The organism is Nonomuraea sp. NPDC000554 (assembly GCF_040300065.1).
GTDB lineage: Bacteria > Actinomycetota > Actinomycetes > Streptosporangiales > Streptosporangiaceae > Nonomuraea.
In genome coordinates this window covers 1-16,221 of the sequence record NZ_JBEPDC010000051.1, presented here as the reverse complement: position 1 = coordinate 16,221, position 16,221 = coordinate 1, and the positions used below count along the sequence as shown (strand labels likewise).

The 16,221-nt window shown below is 67.2% G+C and carries 13 protein-coding genes and 1 tRNA gene; 7 read left to right on the top strand and 7 right to left on the bottom strand.

Going from position 1 to position 16,221, the window contains the following annotated elements; all coding sequences use genetic code 11:
* Positions 1–38 precede the first annotated feature (38 nt).
* The 6 genes from recF (at position 39) to ABT294_RS49515 (ending at position 7,376) form a co-directional block, all read left to right on the top strand.
* Positions 39–1,271, top strand: coding sequence for a DNA replication/repair protein RecF (gene recF / locus ABT294_RS49540; protein WP_350813520.1), 1,233 nt, complete (start codon positions 39–41; stop codon positions 1,269–1,271).
* Entirely contained in the window at positions 1,261–1,761 is a 501-nt protein-coding gene (locus ABT294_RS49535; protein ID WP_350813519.1) for a DciA family protein, read from the top strand. The genes recF and ABT294_RS49535 overlap by 11 nt, the downstream gene beginning before the upstream one ends.
* 302 nt (positions 1,762–2,063) lie before the next feature.
* Positions 2,064–4,007 (top strand): DNA topoisomerase (ATP-hydrolyzing) subunit B, encoded by a 1,944-nt coding sequence (gene gyrB / locus ABT294_RS49530; RefSeq protein ID WP_350813518.1) that lies wholly within the window; start codon positions 2,064–2,066, stop codon positions 4,005–4,007.
* Between the two features lie 31 nt (positions 4,008–4,038).
* Positions 4,039–6,537 (top strand): DNA gyrase subunit A, encoded by a 2,499-nt coding sequence (gyrA, locus tag ABT294_RS49525; RefSeq protein ID WP_350813517.1) that lies wholly within the window; start codon positions 4,039–4,041, stop codon positions 6,535–6,537.
* 309 nt (positions 6,538–6,846) lie between these two features.
* Complete coding sequence (locus ABT294_RS50990) at positions 6,847–7,176, top strand: DUF3566 domain-containing protein (protein WP_502912246.1); 330 nt, start codon at positions 6,847–6,849, stop codon at positions 7,174–7,176.
* A 126-nt stretch (positions 7,177–7,302) separates the two neighbouring features.
* A tRNA-Ile gene (locus ABT294_RS49515) sits at positions 7,303–7,376 on the top strand.
* Positions 7,377–7,445: 69 nt separating this feature from the next.
* Here ABT294_RS49515 and ABT294_RS49510 read toward each other — a convergent pair.
* From ABT294_RS49510 to ABT294_RS49500, 3 genes are read right to left on the bottom strand one after another with little or no spacing between them, the layout of a single operon-like run.
* The gene (locus ABT294_RS49510) at positions 7,446–8,612 is read right to left on the bottom strand and encodes a site-specific integrase (protein ID WP_350813515.1); all 1,167 of its coding nucleotides are present in this window, start codon (positions 8,610–8,612) and stop codon (positions 7,446–7,448) included.
* Positions 8,609–8,815, bottom strand: a complete 207-nt coding sequence (locus ABT294_RS49505) for a helix-turn-helix domain-containing protein (protein WP_350813514.1) — start codon at positions 8,813–8,815, stop codon at positions 8,609–8,611. Before ABT294_RS49505 ends, ABT294_RS49510 begins: the two co-directional genes overlap by 4 nt.
* Entirely contained in the window at positions 8,812–10,293 is a 1,482-nt protein-coding gene (locus ABT294_RS49500) for a replication initiator (RefSeq protein ID WP_350813513.1), read from the bottom strand. Before ABT294_RS49500 ends, ABT294_RS49505 begins: the two co-directional genes overlap by 4 nt.
* Positions 10,294–10,403: 110 nt before the next feature.
* Here ABT294_RS49500 and ABT294_RS49495 point away from each other — a divergent pair, with 110 nt between their 5' ends.
* Complete coding sequence (locus ABT294_RS49495; RefSeq protein ID WP_350813512.1) at positions 10,404–11,279, top strand: GntR family transcriptional regulator; 876 nt, start codon at positions 10,404–10,406, stop codon at positions 11,277–11,279.
* Here the strand turns inward: ABT294_RS49495 and ABT294_RS49490 are convergent.
* From ABT294_RS49490 to ABT294_RS49475, 4 genes are all read right to left on the bottom strand, one after another.
* On the bottom strand, positions 11,276–11,866 hold the full coding sequence (locus tag ABT294_RS49490) for a DUF4240 domain-containing protein (protein WP_350813511.1): 591 nt from the start codon (positions 11,864–11,866) through the stop codon (positions 11,276–11,278). The two genes, ABT294_RS49495 and ABT294_RS49490, sit on opposite strands and share 4 nt — an antisense overlap.
* Before the next feature lie 892 nt (positions 11,867–12,758).
* The gene (locus ABT294_RS49485) at positions 12,759–13,070 is read right to left on the bottom strand and encodes a hypothetical protein (RefSeq protein WP_350813510.1); all 312 of its coding nucleotides are present in this window, start codon (positions 13,068–13,070) and stop codon (positions 12,759–12,761) included.
* 201 nt (positions 13,071–13,271) lie between these two features.
* Positions 13,272–14,486: a helix-turn-helix domain-containing protein gene (locus tag ABT294_RS49480; protein ID WP_350813509.1), complete on the bottom strand. Its 1,215-nt coding sequence runs from the start codon at positions 14,484–14,486 to the stop codon at positions 13,272–13,274.
* A 4-nt stretch (positions 14,487–14,490) separates the two neighbouring features.
* The gene (locus ABT294_RS49475; protein WP_350813508.1) at positions 14,491–15,036 is read right to left on the bottom strand and encodes a flavoprotein; all 546 of its coding nucleotides are present in this window, start codon (positions 15,034–15,036) and stop codon (positions 14,491–14,493) included.
* Positions 15,037–16,221: the final 1,185 nt, after the last annotated feature.

Below are 16,221 nucleotides of genomic sequence, written 5' to 3'. Positions count from 1 at the left end.
GACCCCAGTGACGCGCGTGGCCCACTAACCTTCGTGGGGTGCATGTCGCCCACCTCTCGCTGACCGACTTCCGGTCCTACGCGTCCGTGGAGCTCGGCCTGGAGCCGGGCGTCACGGCGTTCGTGGGGCCCAACGGCCAGGGCAAGACCAACCTGGTCGAGGCGCTCGGGTACGTGGCGACGCACTCCAGCCACCGGGTGTCCACCGACGCGCCGCTGGTGCGGCAGGGGGCCGGCAGGGCGATCGTGCGCTGCGCCGTCCACAGGGACGAGCGGCGGGCGCTGATCGAGCTGGAGATCAACCCGGGGCGGGCCAACCGGGCGCGGCTCAACCGCTCCCCCGTGTCCAGGCCGCGCGACGTCGTCGGCCTGCTGCGCACGGTCCTGTTCGCGCCGGAAGACCTGGCCCTGGTCAAGGGCGATCCGTCGGAGCGGCGGCGGTTCCTCGACGACCTGCTGGTCTCGCGGGCCCCCAGGTTCGCCGGGGTGCGCGCCGACTACGACCGGGTGCTGAAGCAGCGCGGCGCGCTGCTACGTACGGCCGCGCAGGCCCGGAGAGGCACCAGGAGCGCCCGGCGGGCCGAGCGCGACTCCGGCTTCGCGGCGGCGGGCGCGGGAGACGTCCTGAGCACTCTGGAGGTCTGGGACGCCCATCTGGCCCGGCACGGTGCGGAGCTCCTCCAGGCCCGGCTCGATCTCATCGAGGCGCTGCGCCCGCTGGTGGCCGGAGCGTACGCCGCGCTCGCCCCCACGAGCGCCCCCGCGACGCTGGCCTACCGCAGCACGTTGTCCACAGGTGGGGATGAAGCGGAGGACGAAGTCGCCGGTGAGCACGGATCTTCCGATGCACAGACGTTATCCACAGACTTGGGGAAAACCCTTGAAGCGCGGCTGCGCGAGCGGCTACTGGAGGTCCGCTCGGCCGAGCTGGAGCGGGGGGTCACGCTCGTCGGTCCACACCGCGACGACCTGATCCTCGGCCTCGGCGAGTTGCCCGCCCGCGGCTACGCCAGCCACGGCGAGTCCTGGTCGTTCGCGCTCGCGCTGCGCCTGGCCGCCTACGACCTTCTCAGGGCCGACGGCGGCGATCCGGTGCTGATCCTCGACGACGTCTTCGCCGAGCTCGACAGCCAGCGCAGGCGCCGCCTCGCCGAGATCGTCGCACCGGCCGAGCAGGTGCTCATCACCGCGGCCGTGGCCGACGACATCCCACCGGAGCTGACCGGAGCCAGATACGACGTCGCAGAGGGGAGGGTGACCCGTGTCCGTTGACGACAACCCCGCGGCCAGGGGCGCCGCCATGGCGAGGGAGAAGCTCGCCCAGGCCAAGGCCGACGCCGCCAAACGCGGCCAGCTCCCCCGCCGCGAGCCGAGGCGCAAGGCCGCGGGGCCGCGCAGGGCGTCCGGCGATCCCCAGCTTTTCGGACGCGCCATTCTCGACCTGCTGGCCGACCGGGGCTGGGAGCAGTCGGCGGCCGTCGGCGGGGTGTTCGGCCGCTGGCCCGACATCGTCGGCCCCGACCTGGCCGCGCACACCAAACCCGAGTCGTTCGACGACGGCGAGGTGCTCGTCGTCGCCGACTCCACGGCCTGGGCGACCCAGGTGCGCCTGCTGGCCAGGACCCTCGTACGCAGGCTCAACGAGGAGCTCGGCGACGGCACGGTCACGAAGGTGAAGGTCAGGGGCCCGCAGAACGCTCCGCGACCGTCCGGAGGGTTGCGGGTGACCGGAAGCCGAGGCCCCGGAGACACCTACGGTTAGGCCGCGCCGGGCGATCAGATAGCCCCTGACGCGATGACCCCCCGCTCGAGAGGGGGGATGCTCGACTGGGGGCAAAACGAGCTAGAGAGCATTACAGGCGCGTTCATTGCTACCTTCGGGCTCTGGAGCCGGTAGAATGAAAGCGGATTCCGGACACGTCCGCTTGCGTGTCACCCCGGCACCAAGCCGACTCCCCTGGGTGACCGCGCATCGGGGCACTCACGACGGTGACGGGCACGGCAGGGGCAACGAGCAGTTTGGCTTCTCCCCCGCCGCGTGTCCGCGGCAGGAGGATTTCGCAGTTGTCCTACGACGCTAGCTCAATCACCGTACTCGAAGGGCTTGAGGCGGTTCGCAAGCGCCCGGGTATGTATATCGGGTCGACCGGCGAGCGCGGCCTGCACCACCTCGTCTACGAGATCGTCGACAACGCGGTCGACGAGGCTCTGGCGGGTTACGCCGACCGGATCGACATCACTCTCATGGCCGACAACGGCGTGCGCGTGGTCGACAACGGCCGCGGCATCCCCACGGGCATCCACCCTGTGGAGAAGCGCTCGGCGGTCGAGGTCGTGCTGACCACCCTGCACGCGGGCGGCAAGTTCGACAGCCAGTCCTACGCGGTCTCGGGCGGCCTGCACGGTGTCGGCTCCGCCGTCGTCAACGCGCTGTCCACAGCCATGGACGTCGAGGTCAAGCAGAACGGCCACTACTGGCGGCTGCGCCTCGTCAACGCCAAGCCGCAGGCCCCGCTGGCCAAGGGCGAGGAGACCGACGAGACCGGCACCACGATCACGTTCTGGCCCGACCCCGAGATCTTCGAGACCACCAACTGGAACTACGAGACTCTCTCCCGTCGCTTCCAGGAGATGGCCTTCCTCAACAAGGGCCTGACGATCACGCTCACCGACGAGCGTCCCGACCACGTCAACGGCGAGCCGCGCGGGGTCGCGTACCACTACGAGGGCGGTCTGGCCGACTTCGTCCAGCACCTCAACGCCAAGAAGGAGGCGGCGCACGCGTCGATCATCTCCTTCGAGGAGGAGGGCGACGGCATCGCGGTGGAGATCGCGATGCAGTGGAACAACTCCTACTCGGAGTCGGTGTACACCTTCGCCAACACGATCAACACCGCCGAAGGCGGCACCCACGAGGAGGGCTTCCGCGCCGCGCTGACGTCCATCGTCAACAGGTACGCGCGCGAGCAGAAGTTCCTCAAGGAGGGCAAGGACGACAACCTCTCCGGTGAGGACGTCCGTGAGGGCCTGACCGCGATCATCTCGGTGAAGCTGTCCGACCCGCAGTTCGAGGGCCAGACCAAGACCAAGCTGGGCAACACCGAGGCCAAGTCGTTCGTCCAGAAGGCCTGCAACGACCACCTGCGCGACTGGTTCGAGCGCAACCCCGGTGAGGCCAAGGACATCATCAACAAGTCGCTGCAGGCGTCCCGCGCCCGCATCGCGGCCCGCCAGGCGCGCGACCTGACCAGGCGCAAGTCGCTGCTCGAAGCGGGCAGCGGGCTTCCCGGCAAGCTGGCCGACTGCCAGTGGAACGACCCGGAGAAGTGCGAGCTGTTCATCGTCGAGGGCGACTCGGCCGGCGGCTCGGCCAAGGGCGGCCGCGACTCGCGCTTCCAGGCGATCCTGCCGATCCGCGGCAAGATCCTCAACGTGGAGAAGGCGCGGATCGACAAGGTCCTCAAGAACAACGAGGTCCAGGCGCTGATCACGGCGCTCGGCACCGGCGTCCACGACGAGTTCGACATCGCCAAGCTGCGCTACCACAAGGTGATCCTGATGGCCGACGCCGACGTCGACGGCCAGCACATCAACACCCTGCTGCTGACGCTGCTGTTCAGGTTCATGCGGCCGCTGATCGAGGCCGGGCACGTCTACCTGTCCTGCCCGCCGCTCTACAAGATCAAGTGGGACCGCAAGGGCGAGGACGCGTCCTACGCCTACTCCGACGCCGAGCGCGACGCCGTCATCCAGGCGGGCATCGATGCGGGCAAGCCCGACCCGCGGCCCCGCGACAACGTCCAGCGGTTCAAGGGTCTGGGCGAGATGAACGCGGGCCAGCTCTGGGAGACCACCATGAACCCCGAGACGCGGCTGCTGCGCCTGGTCACGCTGGACGACGCGGCTCAGGCCGACGACCTGTTCAGCGTGCTGATGGGCGAGGACGTCGAGGCCCGGCGCGACTTCATCATCCGCAACGCGCGCGACGTCCGCTTCCTCGACGTCTAGTGGCTAGCCGAATCACAAAGAAGGACTACCTGTGACGGAAGTGAACACCACTCCCCCGGCTGACCGCATCGAGCCTGTGGACATCCAGTCCGAGATGCAGCGCAGCTACATGGACTACGCGATGTCCGTCATCGTGTCCAGGGCGCTGCCGGACGTCCGCGACGGTCTCAAGCCGGTGCACCGCCGGGTGCTCTACGCCATGTACGACGGTGGGTACCGTCCCGACCGCGGCTACTTCAAGTGCGCGCGCGTCGTCGGTGACGTGATGGGCACCTACCACCCGCACGGCGACACCTCGATCTACGACGCGCTGGTGCGCCTGGCGCAGGACTGGTCGCTGCGATACCCGCTGGTCGACGGGCAGGGCAACTTCGGCTCACCGGGCAACGACCCGGCCGCGGCGATGCGGTACACCGAGTGCAAGCTCGCGCCCATCGCCATGGAGATGCTGCGCGACATCGACAAGGACACCGTCGACTTCCGTCCGAACTACGACGGCAAGTCGCAGGAGCCCGACGTCCTGCCGGCGCGGTTCCCGCAGCTGCTGGTCAACGGCTCCGGCGGCATCGCGGTCGGCATGGCCACCAACATCCCGCCGCACAACCTGCGCGAGGTCGGCGCGGCCGTCAAGTGGTGCCTGGAGAACCCGGAGGCCACCGACGAGGAGCTGCTGGAGGCGTCGATCCGGCTGGTCAAGGGGCCCGACTTCCCGACCAGGGCGCTGATCGTCGGTCGCCGCGGCATCGAGGACGCCTACCGCACCGGGCGCGGCTCGATCACCATGCGCGCCGTCGTCGAGGTCGAGGAGGACAAGGGGCGGCAGGCGCTCGTCGTCACCGAGCTGCCGTACCAGGTCAACCCCGACAACCTGGCCCTGAAGATCGCCGAGCTGGTCCGCGAGGGCAAGCTGACCGGCATCGCCGACGTCCGCGACGAGAGCTCCTCGCGCGTCGGGCAGCGGCTGGTGATCGTGCTCAAGCGCGACGCCGTCGCCAAGGTCGTGCTGAACAACCTGTACAAGCACACCCAGCTCCAGGACACCTTCGGCGCCAACATGCTGGCGCTGGTCGACGGCGTGCCGCGCACGCTCAGGCTGGACCAGTTCATCCGGTACTACGTGGCCCACCAGATCGAGGTCATCGTCCGCCGGACGCGCTACCTGCTGCGCAAGGCCGAGGAGCGGGCCCACATCCTGCGCGGCCTGCTGAGGGCCCTTGAGCGGCTCGACGAGGTCATCGCGCTGATCCGCGCCTCCGAATCCGCGTCGCACGCCCAGCAGGGCCTGATGACGCTGCTGGAGATCGACGAGATCCAGGCGCAGGCCATCCTCGACATGCAGCTGCGCAAGCTCGCCGCCCTGGAGCGCCAGGCCATCCAGGACGAGTACGACCAGCTGATGACCCAGATCGCCGAGTACAACGCGATCCTGGCCAGCGAGGCCCGCCAGCGCGAGATCGTCAACGACGAGCTGGCCGAGCTCGTCGGCAAGTTCGGCGACGAGCGGCGCACCGAGATCATCGCCTACGACGGTGACATGTCGATCGAGGACCTCATCGCCGAGGACGAGATCGTCGTCACCATCACCCGGGGCGGATACGCCAAGCGCACCCGTACCGACCTCTACCGGGCGCAGAAGCGCGGCGGAAAGGGCGTGCGTGGCGCTCAGCTGCGCCAGGACGACATCGTCGACCACTTCTTCGTCACCACCACCCACCACTGGCTGCTGTTCTTCACGAACAAGGGCCGGGTGTACCGGGTGAAGGCGTACGAACTTCCCGACTCCGGGCGCGACGCTCGCGGTATGCATCTCGCGAACCTTTTGGCGATGCAGCCCGACGAAACAGTCATGGAAGTTCTCGATCTGCGCGATTACGACGTCGCGCCATATCTGGTGCTCGCCACCCGCAGCGGGCTGGTGAAGAAGACCCGCCTGTCCGAGTACGACTCGCCCAGGACGGGCGGCCTGATCGCGATCAACCTGCGCGACGACGACGAGGTCATCGGCGCCAGGCTGGTCTCCGAGGAGGACGACCTGCTGCTGGTCTCCAGGGGAGCCCAGTCCATCCGCTTCACCGCCTCCGACGACGCGCTGCGGCCCATGGGCCGGGCCACGAGCGGCGTCATCGGCATGCGATTCCTCGAAGGCGACGAACTTCTCGCCATGAATCGGATCGGCGACGGTCAAGATGTGCTTATCGCCACGAAGGCCGGGTACGCAAAACGGACACCAGTGGAGCAGTATCCAGTCCAAGGACGCGGCGGTAAGGGTGTGCTAACGGCGAAAATCGTGAGTTCCCGTGGCAAGCTGGTCGGAGCCGTCATGGTCAACCCGGAGGACGAGGTTTTCGCGATCACGTCCGCTGGCGGGGTGATCCGGACGAGTGCCGGCGAGATCAAGCAGTCCGGCCGCCAGACCATGGGAGTGCGATTGATGAACCTCGCTGAAGGCGACAGTGTGGTGGCTCTCGCCCGCAACGCCGAGTCGATGGAAGCCTCGGTGGAGAATGAGGAAGACGGGGGAGGAGAGTAACTCATGAGCGCCCAGGGTGGCCCCGCCAGGACCAAGGCGGGTCGGGAGAACGGGCAGCAGCCGAACAAGCCCGGCGAGCCTGAGATATTCGGTCCGGCTGACGAGGGAAAGCCGGCCCCGCCGGGTCCCGGCCAGGCCAGGGAGGAGCAGGAGGGCAACGAGACGGCGATCCACGTCCGTCCGTCTCTCGCGTCCGAGGCTCCGCCTGCTGTTGAGCTTTCCAATAAGAAGAAGTCTTCAGGTGGGGGCGGGGGGCGTCTCCCCCGCAAGGCTCATCTCGTACTGCGTCGTGTCGAACCGTGGTCGGCCATGAAGTTCAGCTTCGTGGTGTCGCTCGTCTGCTTCGTGGTGCTCTTCGTGGCGGTGGCCGTCCTGTACGGCGTGCTGAACGCCCTGGGCGTGTTCGACTCGCTGGTGGACCTCGTCAACCAGCTCGGCAAGGGCGAAGGAGGCCAGAACTCGATCCCGATCGACATCGCCTCCTGGTTCGAACCCGTGCGCATCCTCGGCTACACGGCCCTGATCGGCGCGGTGAACGTCGTCCTGATCACGGCCCTGTCCACACTGGGGGCGGTCATCTACAACATCGCCTCCGACCTGGTGGGCGGCGTCGAGGTGACCTTCAGCGAAGCCGAATGACCCGCCGCTCGCGCCGCACCCGACGCTTGGGGGCGGCGCGAGCAGGGGCGAAGACACGGTAAGCTTTCTTCGTCCGAACAACCGGGTCGCGTTGGTTCAGCTGATGCGATACGGTGCGGTGTGCGCGGGGCTATAGCTCAGACGGTTAGAGCGCTTCCCTGATAAGGAAGAGGTCCCAGGTTCAAGTCCTGGTAGCCCCACCCAGCTCAGAGGCCATTTCCGAAGATTGGAAGTGGCCTTTTTGATCTTCTGAGTGACTAAGTGAGTGACTATATCTCCCCGCTCTCGCTGGGGAAGATCAAGTCCATGGTCTCGGCGCCCTCTAGGAGGACCGGGCGGAGTTGCTTGCGGTAGACCTTCTCCGTGACCACAGTGCCCTTGTGGCCGACAAGCCGGGCAATGTCCTCCACGGCCACCCCGGCGTCCGACATGAGCGAGACGAAGCTGTGGCGTAGTTCTCGCGGTGTCCAGTCGTCCGGGTTCAGGTCGGTCCGCTTGAGGATCACGCGGAGTGCCCGGCGCACGTTGGCGGCGTCCAGTTCGGTCCCGTGCTTGCTCGCGAAGACGAGATCGTTCTCCTGCCACAACTCCCCCGCTTGCTCCTTCGCGACCGCCTGTCGCTCGCGGTGACGCAGTAATGCCTCGACACATCGCCTGGGGGTGGCAAGAGTGCGCCGGGACTTCTGGGTCTTGGTGTCTCCCCCGGCGCGCACCGAGCGCCACACCATGATCGACGGAGGTATTGGAGGGACGGCGTCGGGCTTACCTTCCAGGTCTACATGAGACCAAGTGAGCGCCCGTAGTTCCTCCGTACGCGCACCGATGAGCAGCGACAGGACGACGTAGGCGTACAGGTTCGCCGACTCGGCGGCCTTGAGGAGAGCTTCGGCCTGGGCGAGCGTCAGGGACTTGGACGGTCGTCCAGTTTTACCCTTGGGGATCTCGCACAACATGACCACGTTCCGCTTGACCTTGTCGCGAGCCTGAGCGCGGGCGATTGATCGCTTGAGAACAGAGTGGATCTTCCGCAGTGTCTCCGTGCTCAGGACCCGCGCTTTGGCTGCCAGCCATCGGTCCACGTCATCGGCGGACAGTTCCCGGAGCTTACGAGCGCCGAGCGCCGGAATGACGTGCTGGTCGGCGAGGATGCGGCGGTTGGTGATCGTGGACGCCTCGCGCCCGTTCAGGCCGAACTCCAGCCAGTCGCGTACGGCGTCGGCGACCGTGTAGTTGTCGTTCTTCGTGCTCAGGCCGTCCTCGTGGTCGCGGATGATCTCTTTGAGCTTGTTCTTGGCTTCGGTCTTGGTCTTGCCGCTGGCCTTCTTGACGATCCGCTTTCCGGCAGGGGTGTAGCCGACTGTCACTGAGGCGATCCAGCGTTGGCGCTTCTCGTCCCAGTGCAGGCCGCCGTCTCCCTTGCTGCGACGTGCGGTCATGATGCTTGTGCCTCCTGTTCGAGTAGAGCGATGTAGTCGTCTATGGCTGAGGCCGGGATGAGTCGGGTCCGGCCTTGGGTGACCGAGCGCAGGCGGCCCGATCGGATGAGTTCGTAGATCACGCTGCGGCTCAGGCTGAGCAGGCGCATGGCATCGCAGACGCGGTAGAGCCGCCGTTCGTCGAGCGGTGTGGGTGGGGTCATCCGTCCTCCCGCTCTGCCTGGATGTGACGGGCGGTCTGGACGCGCTGGCGGATGTGTTCGGCCATGATCGCTTCGCCGGGGGTGTAGCCGATTCCGGCGAACCGCCAGTGGCCGAGGACGAGCGTGGTGGCGTCGCCGAGGGCAGGCAGGCCGTGGCGTTCGCGGGCTTCGGCGGCTCGGTGGGCGGCGCGGGCGTTGCGCAGGTCGGTGAGGTTGACCGAGTAAGCGCGGCTCTTGCTGGAGAAGTGGCCGCGAAAGCCGAGCATGTGCGCCCACGGGCGGAGCCGTAGCGCCTTGAACTCCGGGCGTGCGCCGAGGTCCCAGCAGGTACGGATCATGCGACGGGCGTGGTCGGTGACGGGCAAGGCGTCGAGGCTCAGGCCAGGCTTGAGGCCGGTGCCGTGGCAGTGGCCGCAGGCGGCCATCAGGCTCAGCCGTCCGCGTCCGGCGCAGGCTCGGCAGGACAGGCGGTGGTCAATGGTGCCGGAGGCTTCGGCGCCCTTGGTGGCGTACTTGGCGATATAGGAGGCGACGGCTCGTTCGCTGAGCCCGTCGGCGCTGGGGTCGAGCAGGATGGGGCGGATGTCGAGCTGGTCGCCCCAGGTGAGATCCCACCGGCCGAGATCGCTCGGCGGCGTGGTCACGGTGACCTGCCGGACGGCGGGCGGGATGGCCTGGACGAGCAGGTGGTGGTCTGCCCAGTCGGGTGGCGGCTCGCAGGCTCCGGCAGGGCCGTCCAGGCGGATGATGGCGTGGAAGTGGATCAGGCCGCGTCGTTGGTACTCGGCGACCTTGGCGAAGGACACCTTGACGTGCTGGGCGAAGGCGCGGCGGGTCATCTGGGTCTGGTTGGCGAGCTCTTGCCGGATGGCCAGGGTGAAACGGTGCCACAGCGCGCCCGCGTGTGCCTGCCACAGGACCGCGCCCGGGTAGTCGTAGCAGTCGGGGCAGATCGGTTGGCCGAGTCGTTCGTCGTCGGGCTCATGCCGCAGGTGGCAGCCGACCTGCCGCCCGTGCTCGCACAGCCTGCCGTGCTTGCGAGGGCGGCAGGGGCGACCGTCGCGGTGGGAGTGGACGGGCCCGAAGGAAGGGGCGGTCAGGGTGACGAACGCCCGGGGGTGCGCGCTGACGGTCTCGGGGACGCCTTTGCCGCCCGTCAGGCCCGCCCGGATGAGGTGGAAGGTGTCGGCCTGGTAGGTCTGCGAGCAGGCCGGGCATACCGAGGCCCGCCGGTTGCCGCAGGCCACCAGGAGATGTCCTGCGGGTTCGGCGTCGGTGGAGTAGGCGTGCAGGACCTCGCCCGTGCCCGCGTCCACGATCGTCGACTGTCCGGCCAGGTGCACCGGGTGTGCGCATCCGCCGGTCGCTGCCACCATGGACCGCCACCGCTTGTAGCCGGGCTCGTTGACCAGGCGGATGAGATCGGTCATCCACTCGGCCTGGGATGGCTGATCGTCGTGTTGTTCCTCCTTGCTCATAGGGCACCACCTCCTTCGTATGACTACTTGTAGTACAGGTTGACAGACATGGTGCTTGCTCGTCAACCTGTAGTACAAGTAGTCGTGAGGTTTTACCGAGGAAGGCCACCATGGAGATCACCACCGACGACAAGGACGCCCGCTGGCGCGTCATCGCCACCGACCTACGAGCCGCCATCCTGGACGGCCACTATCCCCCCGGCGGCGCACTGCCCAGCGAACCCGAACTCGTCAGGACCTACGACGTCTCCCGCCCCACCGTCCGCAAAGCCATCGACACCCTCGTCTCCGAAGGACTGGCCTACGTCATGCGCGGACGCGGCTCCTTCGTCCGCCCCATGCCCGAACGCCGCACCATCCTCATCACCGACCGCAACAGGCCCGACCTCGCCGCCCCCGGCAACCACCCCGACGTCCAAGCCTTCGGCTGGGACCTCGCCCAACGCGACCGCGAACCCGAGACCCCGCTCTTCACCGGCGAGAAGACCACCGCCAACCGCGACGTCGCGATCATGCTCAGCGTCCGCCCCGGCCACCCGATCATCCACCGCCGCAGCACGTGGCACCGAGGCCACACCGCCGCCATCCACGGCGCATCAGCCCGCCTGGAAATCAACTCCTACACCAACGCCGACATGCTCCCCGACTGGGACGACCCCAAGCGCCACGCCCAGTACCGCAAGCGACCCGGCTTCTTCTACCAGTCCCTCATCCGCGAACACGGCCCCGTCCGATGGATGACCCTCACCACCGCCCGCATCGCCTACGAAGACGAACGCACCGCCCTCGGCATGGACTACGCCGAAGCCGTCCTCATCATCCGCCGCACCATGGCCCACCCCAACGGCCACCCCATCGAAGTCACCGAAGTCAAAGCCCCCGCCAACCGCTACGAAATCGGCCACCACCACGAACTCGCCGACGACCCCGAAACCGACTTCACCCCGCAGGAACTCAGCGACAACGGCATAGACCTCGTGATCTAGGCGTCGCCATATAGCTCTCGCTTGTATCGATTAATCCGGGGCAACCTCCGAGCCGACTCCTCGTCATCGTCCAACTCCCAGCTCTCGTCACAGGGGTTAGGGAATGCGAATAACTCGTGACCGCGAGCCTCAAGAGCGTCGGCGAGGGCATCCCAGTCCTTGCCCGTCGCTCGCTCCCAAGCCTTGACGGCCACGTAACTGAGCTCCTCGAACTCTGGTCGATCATCATCAGCCCATTGCTGGCGGTCCCGCCGCTCGATGAGTAGACGCTGGACCGCTGGCACATCCACTAGCGAATCCGGCTCGCGCGCCACCTGTTCAAAGGCTGCACGTCCCAGGCCGACAAGCCACATCTGGAAATACCAGAAGCCGTCGTCAGACCCATACCCGAACAGGGCTCGCATCGCGCCCCACATCAACCACGTGTCGACCTTGCGCCGAGCTGTATGTATCCATGCGTCGAAATCGATAATGTCCTCGGCGGTACGCTGCACTAACTGACCTTGAAGCCATTCCAGGCGCGCCTCCTTCTCGTTGGTTTCGCGCTCAGATCGCTCGATCAGATTCCAGAACCCATCGATATCCATGGCGTGTGATCTTGGCATACGGGCTGCTGGCAGCCAAGAGCCATCCGTCGACGGGAATTCACTGCAGGCCCTGCGAGTGCTGAACTGGCTCAGAGTTTCTTTACTGGGTCAAGGGCTCGCTTCGCTCGCCGCGCCGCCGCCCGCTCCGGGCGGCCAGCGCGCCGGGCTGCGGCCTGGGGGCCGGTCCCGGCGCGCGCCGCCCCCGCTCCGAGGCGGCGCAACGATATACGCAGACGATGACCTCAGAACGATGGCCGTTCCGCCGCCGGCCCCCACCGCTTCGCGGCCCCTGCGGGGTGCTTCGCATGCGCGCCGGCCGCTCCACTCCGATCACACATGGTTTCGCGGGCTGAGGTCCGTACCCCCGCCCCCGATACCGCATTGTTCGTGTCCCTCGGTCGGCGTCAACTCCGTCTGTGCGGCTGGGATGTGGGCCGCGTGGAACGCCACAGGGCAGGGGCGTCCGAAGACGGAGTTGACACCTCGGTCGGGACACACAATCGGGCAGCTATCGGGGGCGGGGGCAGAGTGGCCGTGGGATGCGACGACCACGGGGTGCGGCACGGCGACAGGACGGCACCCGGAGCCATCCCAGCCGCCGTGCCCGTCTATCGGGCTCGGCCTGACAGCAGTGCCGTCCAGAGCGCGCGAGCTTCAACGATCGAGCACTGGTGGGTCTCGTGAACCACGATCCCGGTATCGGCCTGCAGCGTACGGCGGATGAGTGTCTGACCGCCGCCCTCGCACAACTCGTAGAACACCGCCCGGCAGGTGCACGTCCACGCCACGACGCGGAGGCGATCCACGGCAGCACATGGTTTCAGCCACGTGAGCTGGACGTGGTCACGCTGGGCCATGGGTAGGTGTGGGCTCAGGCAGCCTTCGCCAACCGTCATGACACACCTGCTGTCACGATGCTTGGCGCTCGGTGAAGTTCGGCGTACCGAGCAGCGATCCTGCGTGCGGCCCGCTCCGGCTCGAACGCGGAATGATGTTCGTACAGCCAGCGGCCCGTTCTGGAGCGACGCCCCGTCCACCACCGGTACCAGAAGCCGTCGGTCCACACGACGAGTCCGGTGCATACCGACACCAGCGCGAGGCCGCGCCCTTCGTGGATGTCGGCGGGGATCTCCATGCGCACCAAGGCATCGCGGAGTTCGTCGGCGGTTTCCAGCGCCGAGAGGGGCCAAACCGTGGCAGTCATGCGGGCGAGGCCGATCGGTTGAGACGGCTCAGGGCAGCAGACGCACCGACTCCACGAGTTTCTCTGTTCGTGCCGCATGTGACGTTCCCTCCTGTTGGGGGACGTGGCCTCTGGTCGCGCCACGCAGGAGGAACCGTATGTGCGGGTCAATGGGGGAACCCGCACGGTGGTGAAGGTCAAGAAGCCGCACAAAAGTGCGGGTCAGGCGATGCCCGCCCGGCGAGCCAGCCCGCGAAGCTGCGGGGTGCTGGCACGGTGCTCCCGCTTGAGTAGTTGAGTCAGCAGCTCTCGGGGACGGCCACCGTAGCGAATGAGTTCGGGCGAGAGGCGTTCGGCTTCGAGGAGCATGTTGACCGACGCGGCGTCCTTGCGCTGCAAGGCGTAGGCGCGAGCGAGGTCCAAGTGCACCTGGGCACGGCGTCCAACCAGGCCGTCAGAGAGCTGTGCCAGATTGAGACCTTCGCCCCTGCCGATCGCCTGCCGGGTATCGCCGAACTCGACGGCCGCCGAGATCTCGTGAATGGTCACGTTGGTCGTGCCGAAGGCGGTCCAGAAGTCGTTGCGGTCTTCGCCGAGAGCGTTGGCGATCTGCCGGGCCTGCGCCAGGAAGGTGCGCACCGCGGCTTGGTCGTACGCGGCAGCGACGGCGGTGACGGCGACCAGGTAGAGCGCGCCGACGATGGGCAGGGCGCGCGGTGTGGGCCGCCTGGTGGCGCTCTGCAACGCGTCGGCCGCCTGGAGAACCAGGTGCAGCGCACGTTCGGTCTCACGGAGCCGTACCAGGACGTAGCCGAGCCGGTAGGCGCTCACGGCGGCGAGAAGGGGCCTGTCGGCTTCTTGGGCGGCGGCCAGCGATCGGTCGGCGGCCACCCAGGCGAGTTCCGCCTCTCCCACGCGGCGCAGGGTCGTGGTGGCGGAGTGGTAGGTCAGTGAGCGAAGGGTCTGGTACGCCCGGCGCTGGGCGGCGGGGGCGTGGCGGCTGCCCAGTTCGGTGGCCGCGATCAGGCGGGGCAGCCGCCTGCCGACCTCGTCGTAGCGCGTGGCCTGGTAGAGCCGGTTCACGAGGCGGATCTCGTGCCGCAGCCACACGACGCTCTCCGGGGAGCCCTGCGCGTGCCGAGGATCGATCAGCGAGGACAGGCCGTCGTAGCCCATCATCGCCTGCCGGATGGCCGATGCTGCCTGGTAGTGCGTCATCGCGTTCGTCTTCTTCATGGTGAGTTCGTCCACGGGCAGACCGAGGACGTCAGCAAGGGCGTTGACCACGGTGTGGTTGTCGACGGCCCGTTGCCCACGCTCCACCTGGCTCAGCCAGCTTTCGGAACGGCCGACGAGACCGGCTAGGACGGCTTGGGACAGTCCACGGCGACGGCGTGCCCGGGCGATCCGCTGGCCGATCTCCTTGTGGGCGTCCATGCCATCACCCCTGTGTCTGTCGCTCCCCGACAACGGCGTGTAGCTCCTGGATGATTCGTTCCCAGGATGGCATGCGGGACTGCGGCGGGGCGGCGGGATCGAACAGGACCCGCACGCCCATCTCTCGAAGCGTGTCCAGGCTCCGCTGGAACGCGAGGTGCCGGGCGAGCGCGTCCTTCAGCAGCGGTACAGCCAAGATCGGGACGCCGAACCCCATCACCTCGCACAGCAGGCCGACGGCGAAGGTGTCGGCGATGCCGTTCGCCCACTTGTTGATCGTGTTGAACGTGGCCGGAGCCACGATCACGGCGTCGGCGGGAGGGAGGCCCTTTGGATCCTGTGGCATGCGGTACGTGCTGCGGACCAGGTCACTGGTCAGACGCTCCAGCTCTGCGACATCGACGAAGCGTTCGCCCATCGGCGTGGTGACCACATGCACCCGCCACCCGGCCGCCTGAGCCACGGGGACCAGGTGATGGAGGTCGGCGGCGGCAGGTGCGGCACATGCGATCACGTAGAGAACACCGCGCGTGCCCTCGTGGGGTTCCATGCTCGTGATCCTAATGAGAGGCTGACATCCACTCTTGGGGACTAACCTGTGATGGTCCCCGACCAGCGGGAATGGTCCCGCCACTGAGTGACGAACTGAGTGACAATCGCCCTGGACGGGCTCGGACGACATGGGATCTCGGGGGACTGTTCTGCCAGGTAGGAGCAGGAGTCGGCCGCCGTCCCGCCCCTGCCATGGTTGCCTGATAAGGAAGAGGTCCCAGGTTCAAGTCCTGGTAGCCCCACCAGCAGAAAGCCCCGAAGCGATCAAGCTCCGGGGCCTCTTTACTGCAACCGGTACTGCAACCGCCTCACTCGAACAGCTCGTTCACCCGCTTGAGGGCGTCCTGGCGGCTCTCCCCGTCCCCGTGCGTGTAGATCTCCATTGTGACCGAGATCCGGCTGTGCCCCAGGATCAATACTTGATGGACCGGCCCCGGTGAACCCAGGATGTGGCTATGACCTCAGACCCTTACCTGGTCGATGAGTTCGGCGAGCCCATCCCGCTGCGGCCCGGCGGATGCCCGAACTGCGGTCAGCAGTTTGCGACCCAGCAGGCTGAGACATGATGGGAATGCGGCGCACGACTTGACCCGGTAGCCCCACCCGAGCCGAGCCCGAACCAGTTGCCCCAGCCCGAAAACTAAAGGCACCTCTCTTGGGGTGCCTTTGTCGTACTGCGAGCTTGTCTGCACCTGGTTGACCTAGGCAACATGAGTGATTGGCCACGTCTGCGACGACGGGAGCCAAACGCTCGCCAGTTTGGGAGCCACGATGGGCGAGCCAGGCTGATAGGGATTCGAGGAGGCGTGAGCGGTACGGCGGATGGGTCGGTGGTCAGAGTGACGGCGGCGTGCCGCCGGGGCGTGCTCGGCAGCGACACGGCCGAGGCCTCACCTCAGCCGACGGGCTCTACGGTGGCCGTTGGCCAGCACGTCCAGCGTGGACTTCAGGCTGGTGGCCTGGGCCAGGGCTGCCCCAGAACAGCGAGATCATGATTACCTGTTCGACGATCATTTAGGTGACGCGCTGTCTCACCCGCAGCGCCCGCGCCAGGTCGTCCTGGGAAAGGTTTCGTGACCGCAGAATCGTGTCCGTGGCCATGTAAAAGTGGGTCTGGCCCACTTTCCGTGATCGGTCTTGGCTTCCAAGATCACGATCATGTTGAGTCGGATGCGGGCGGGTG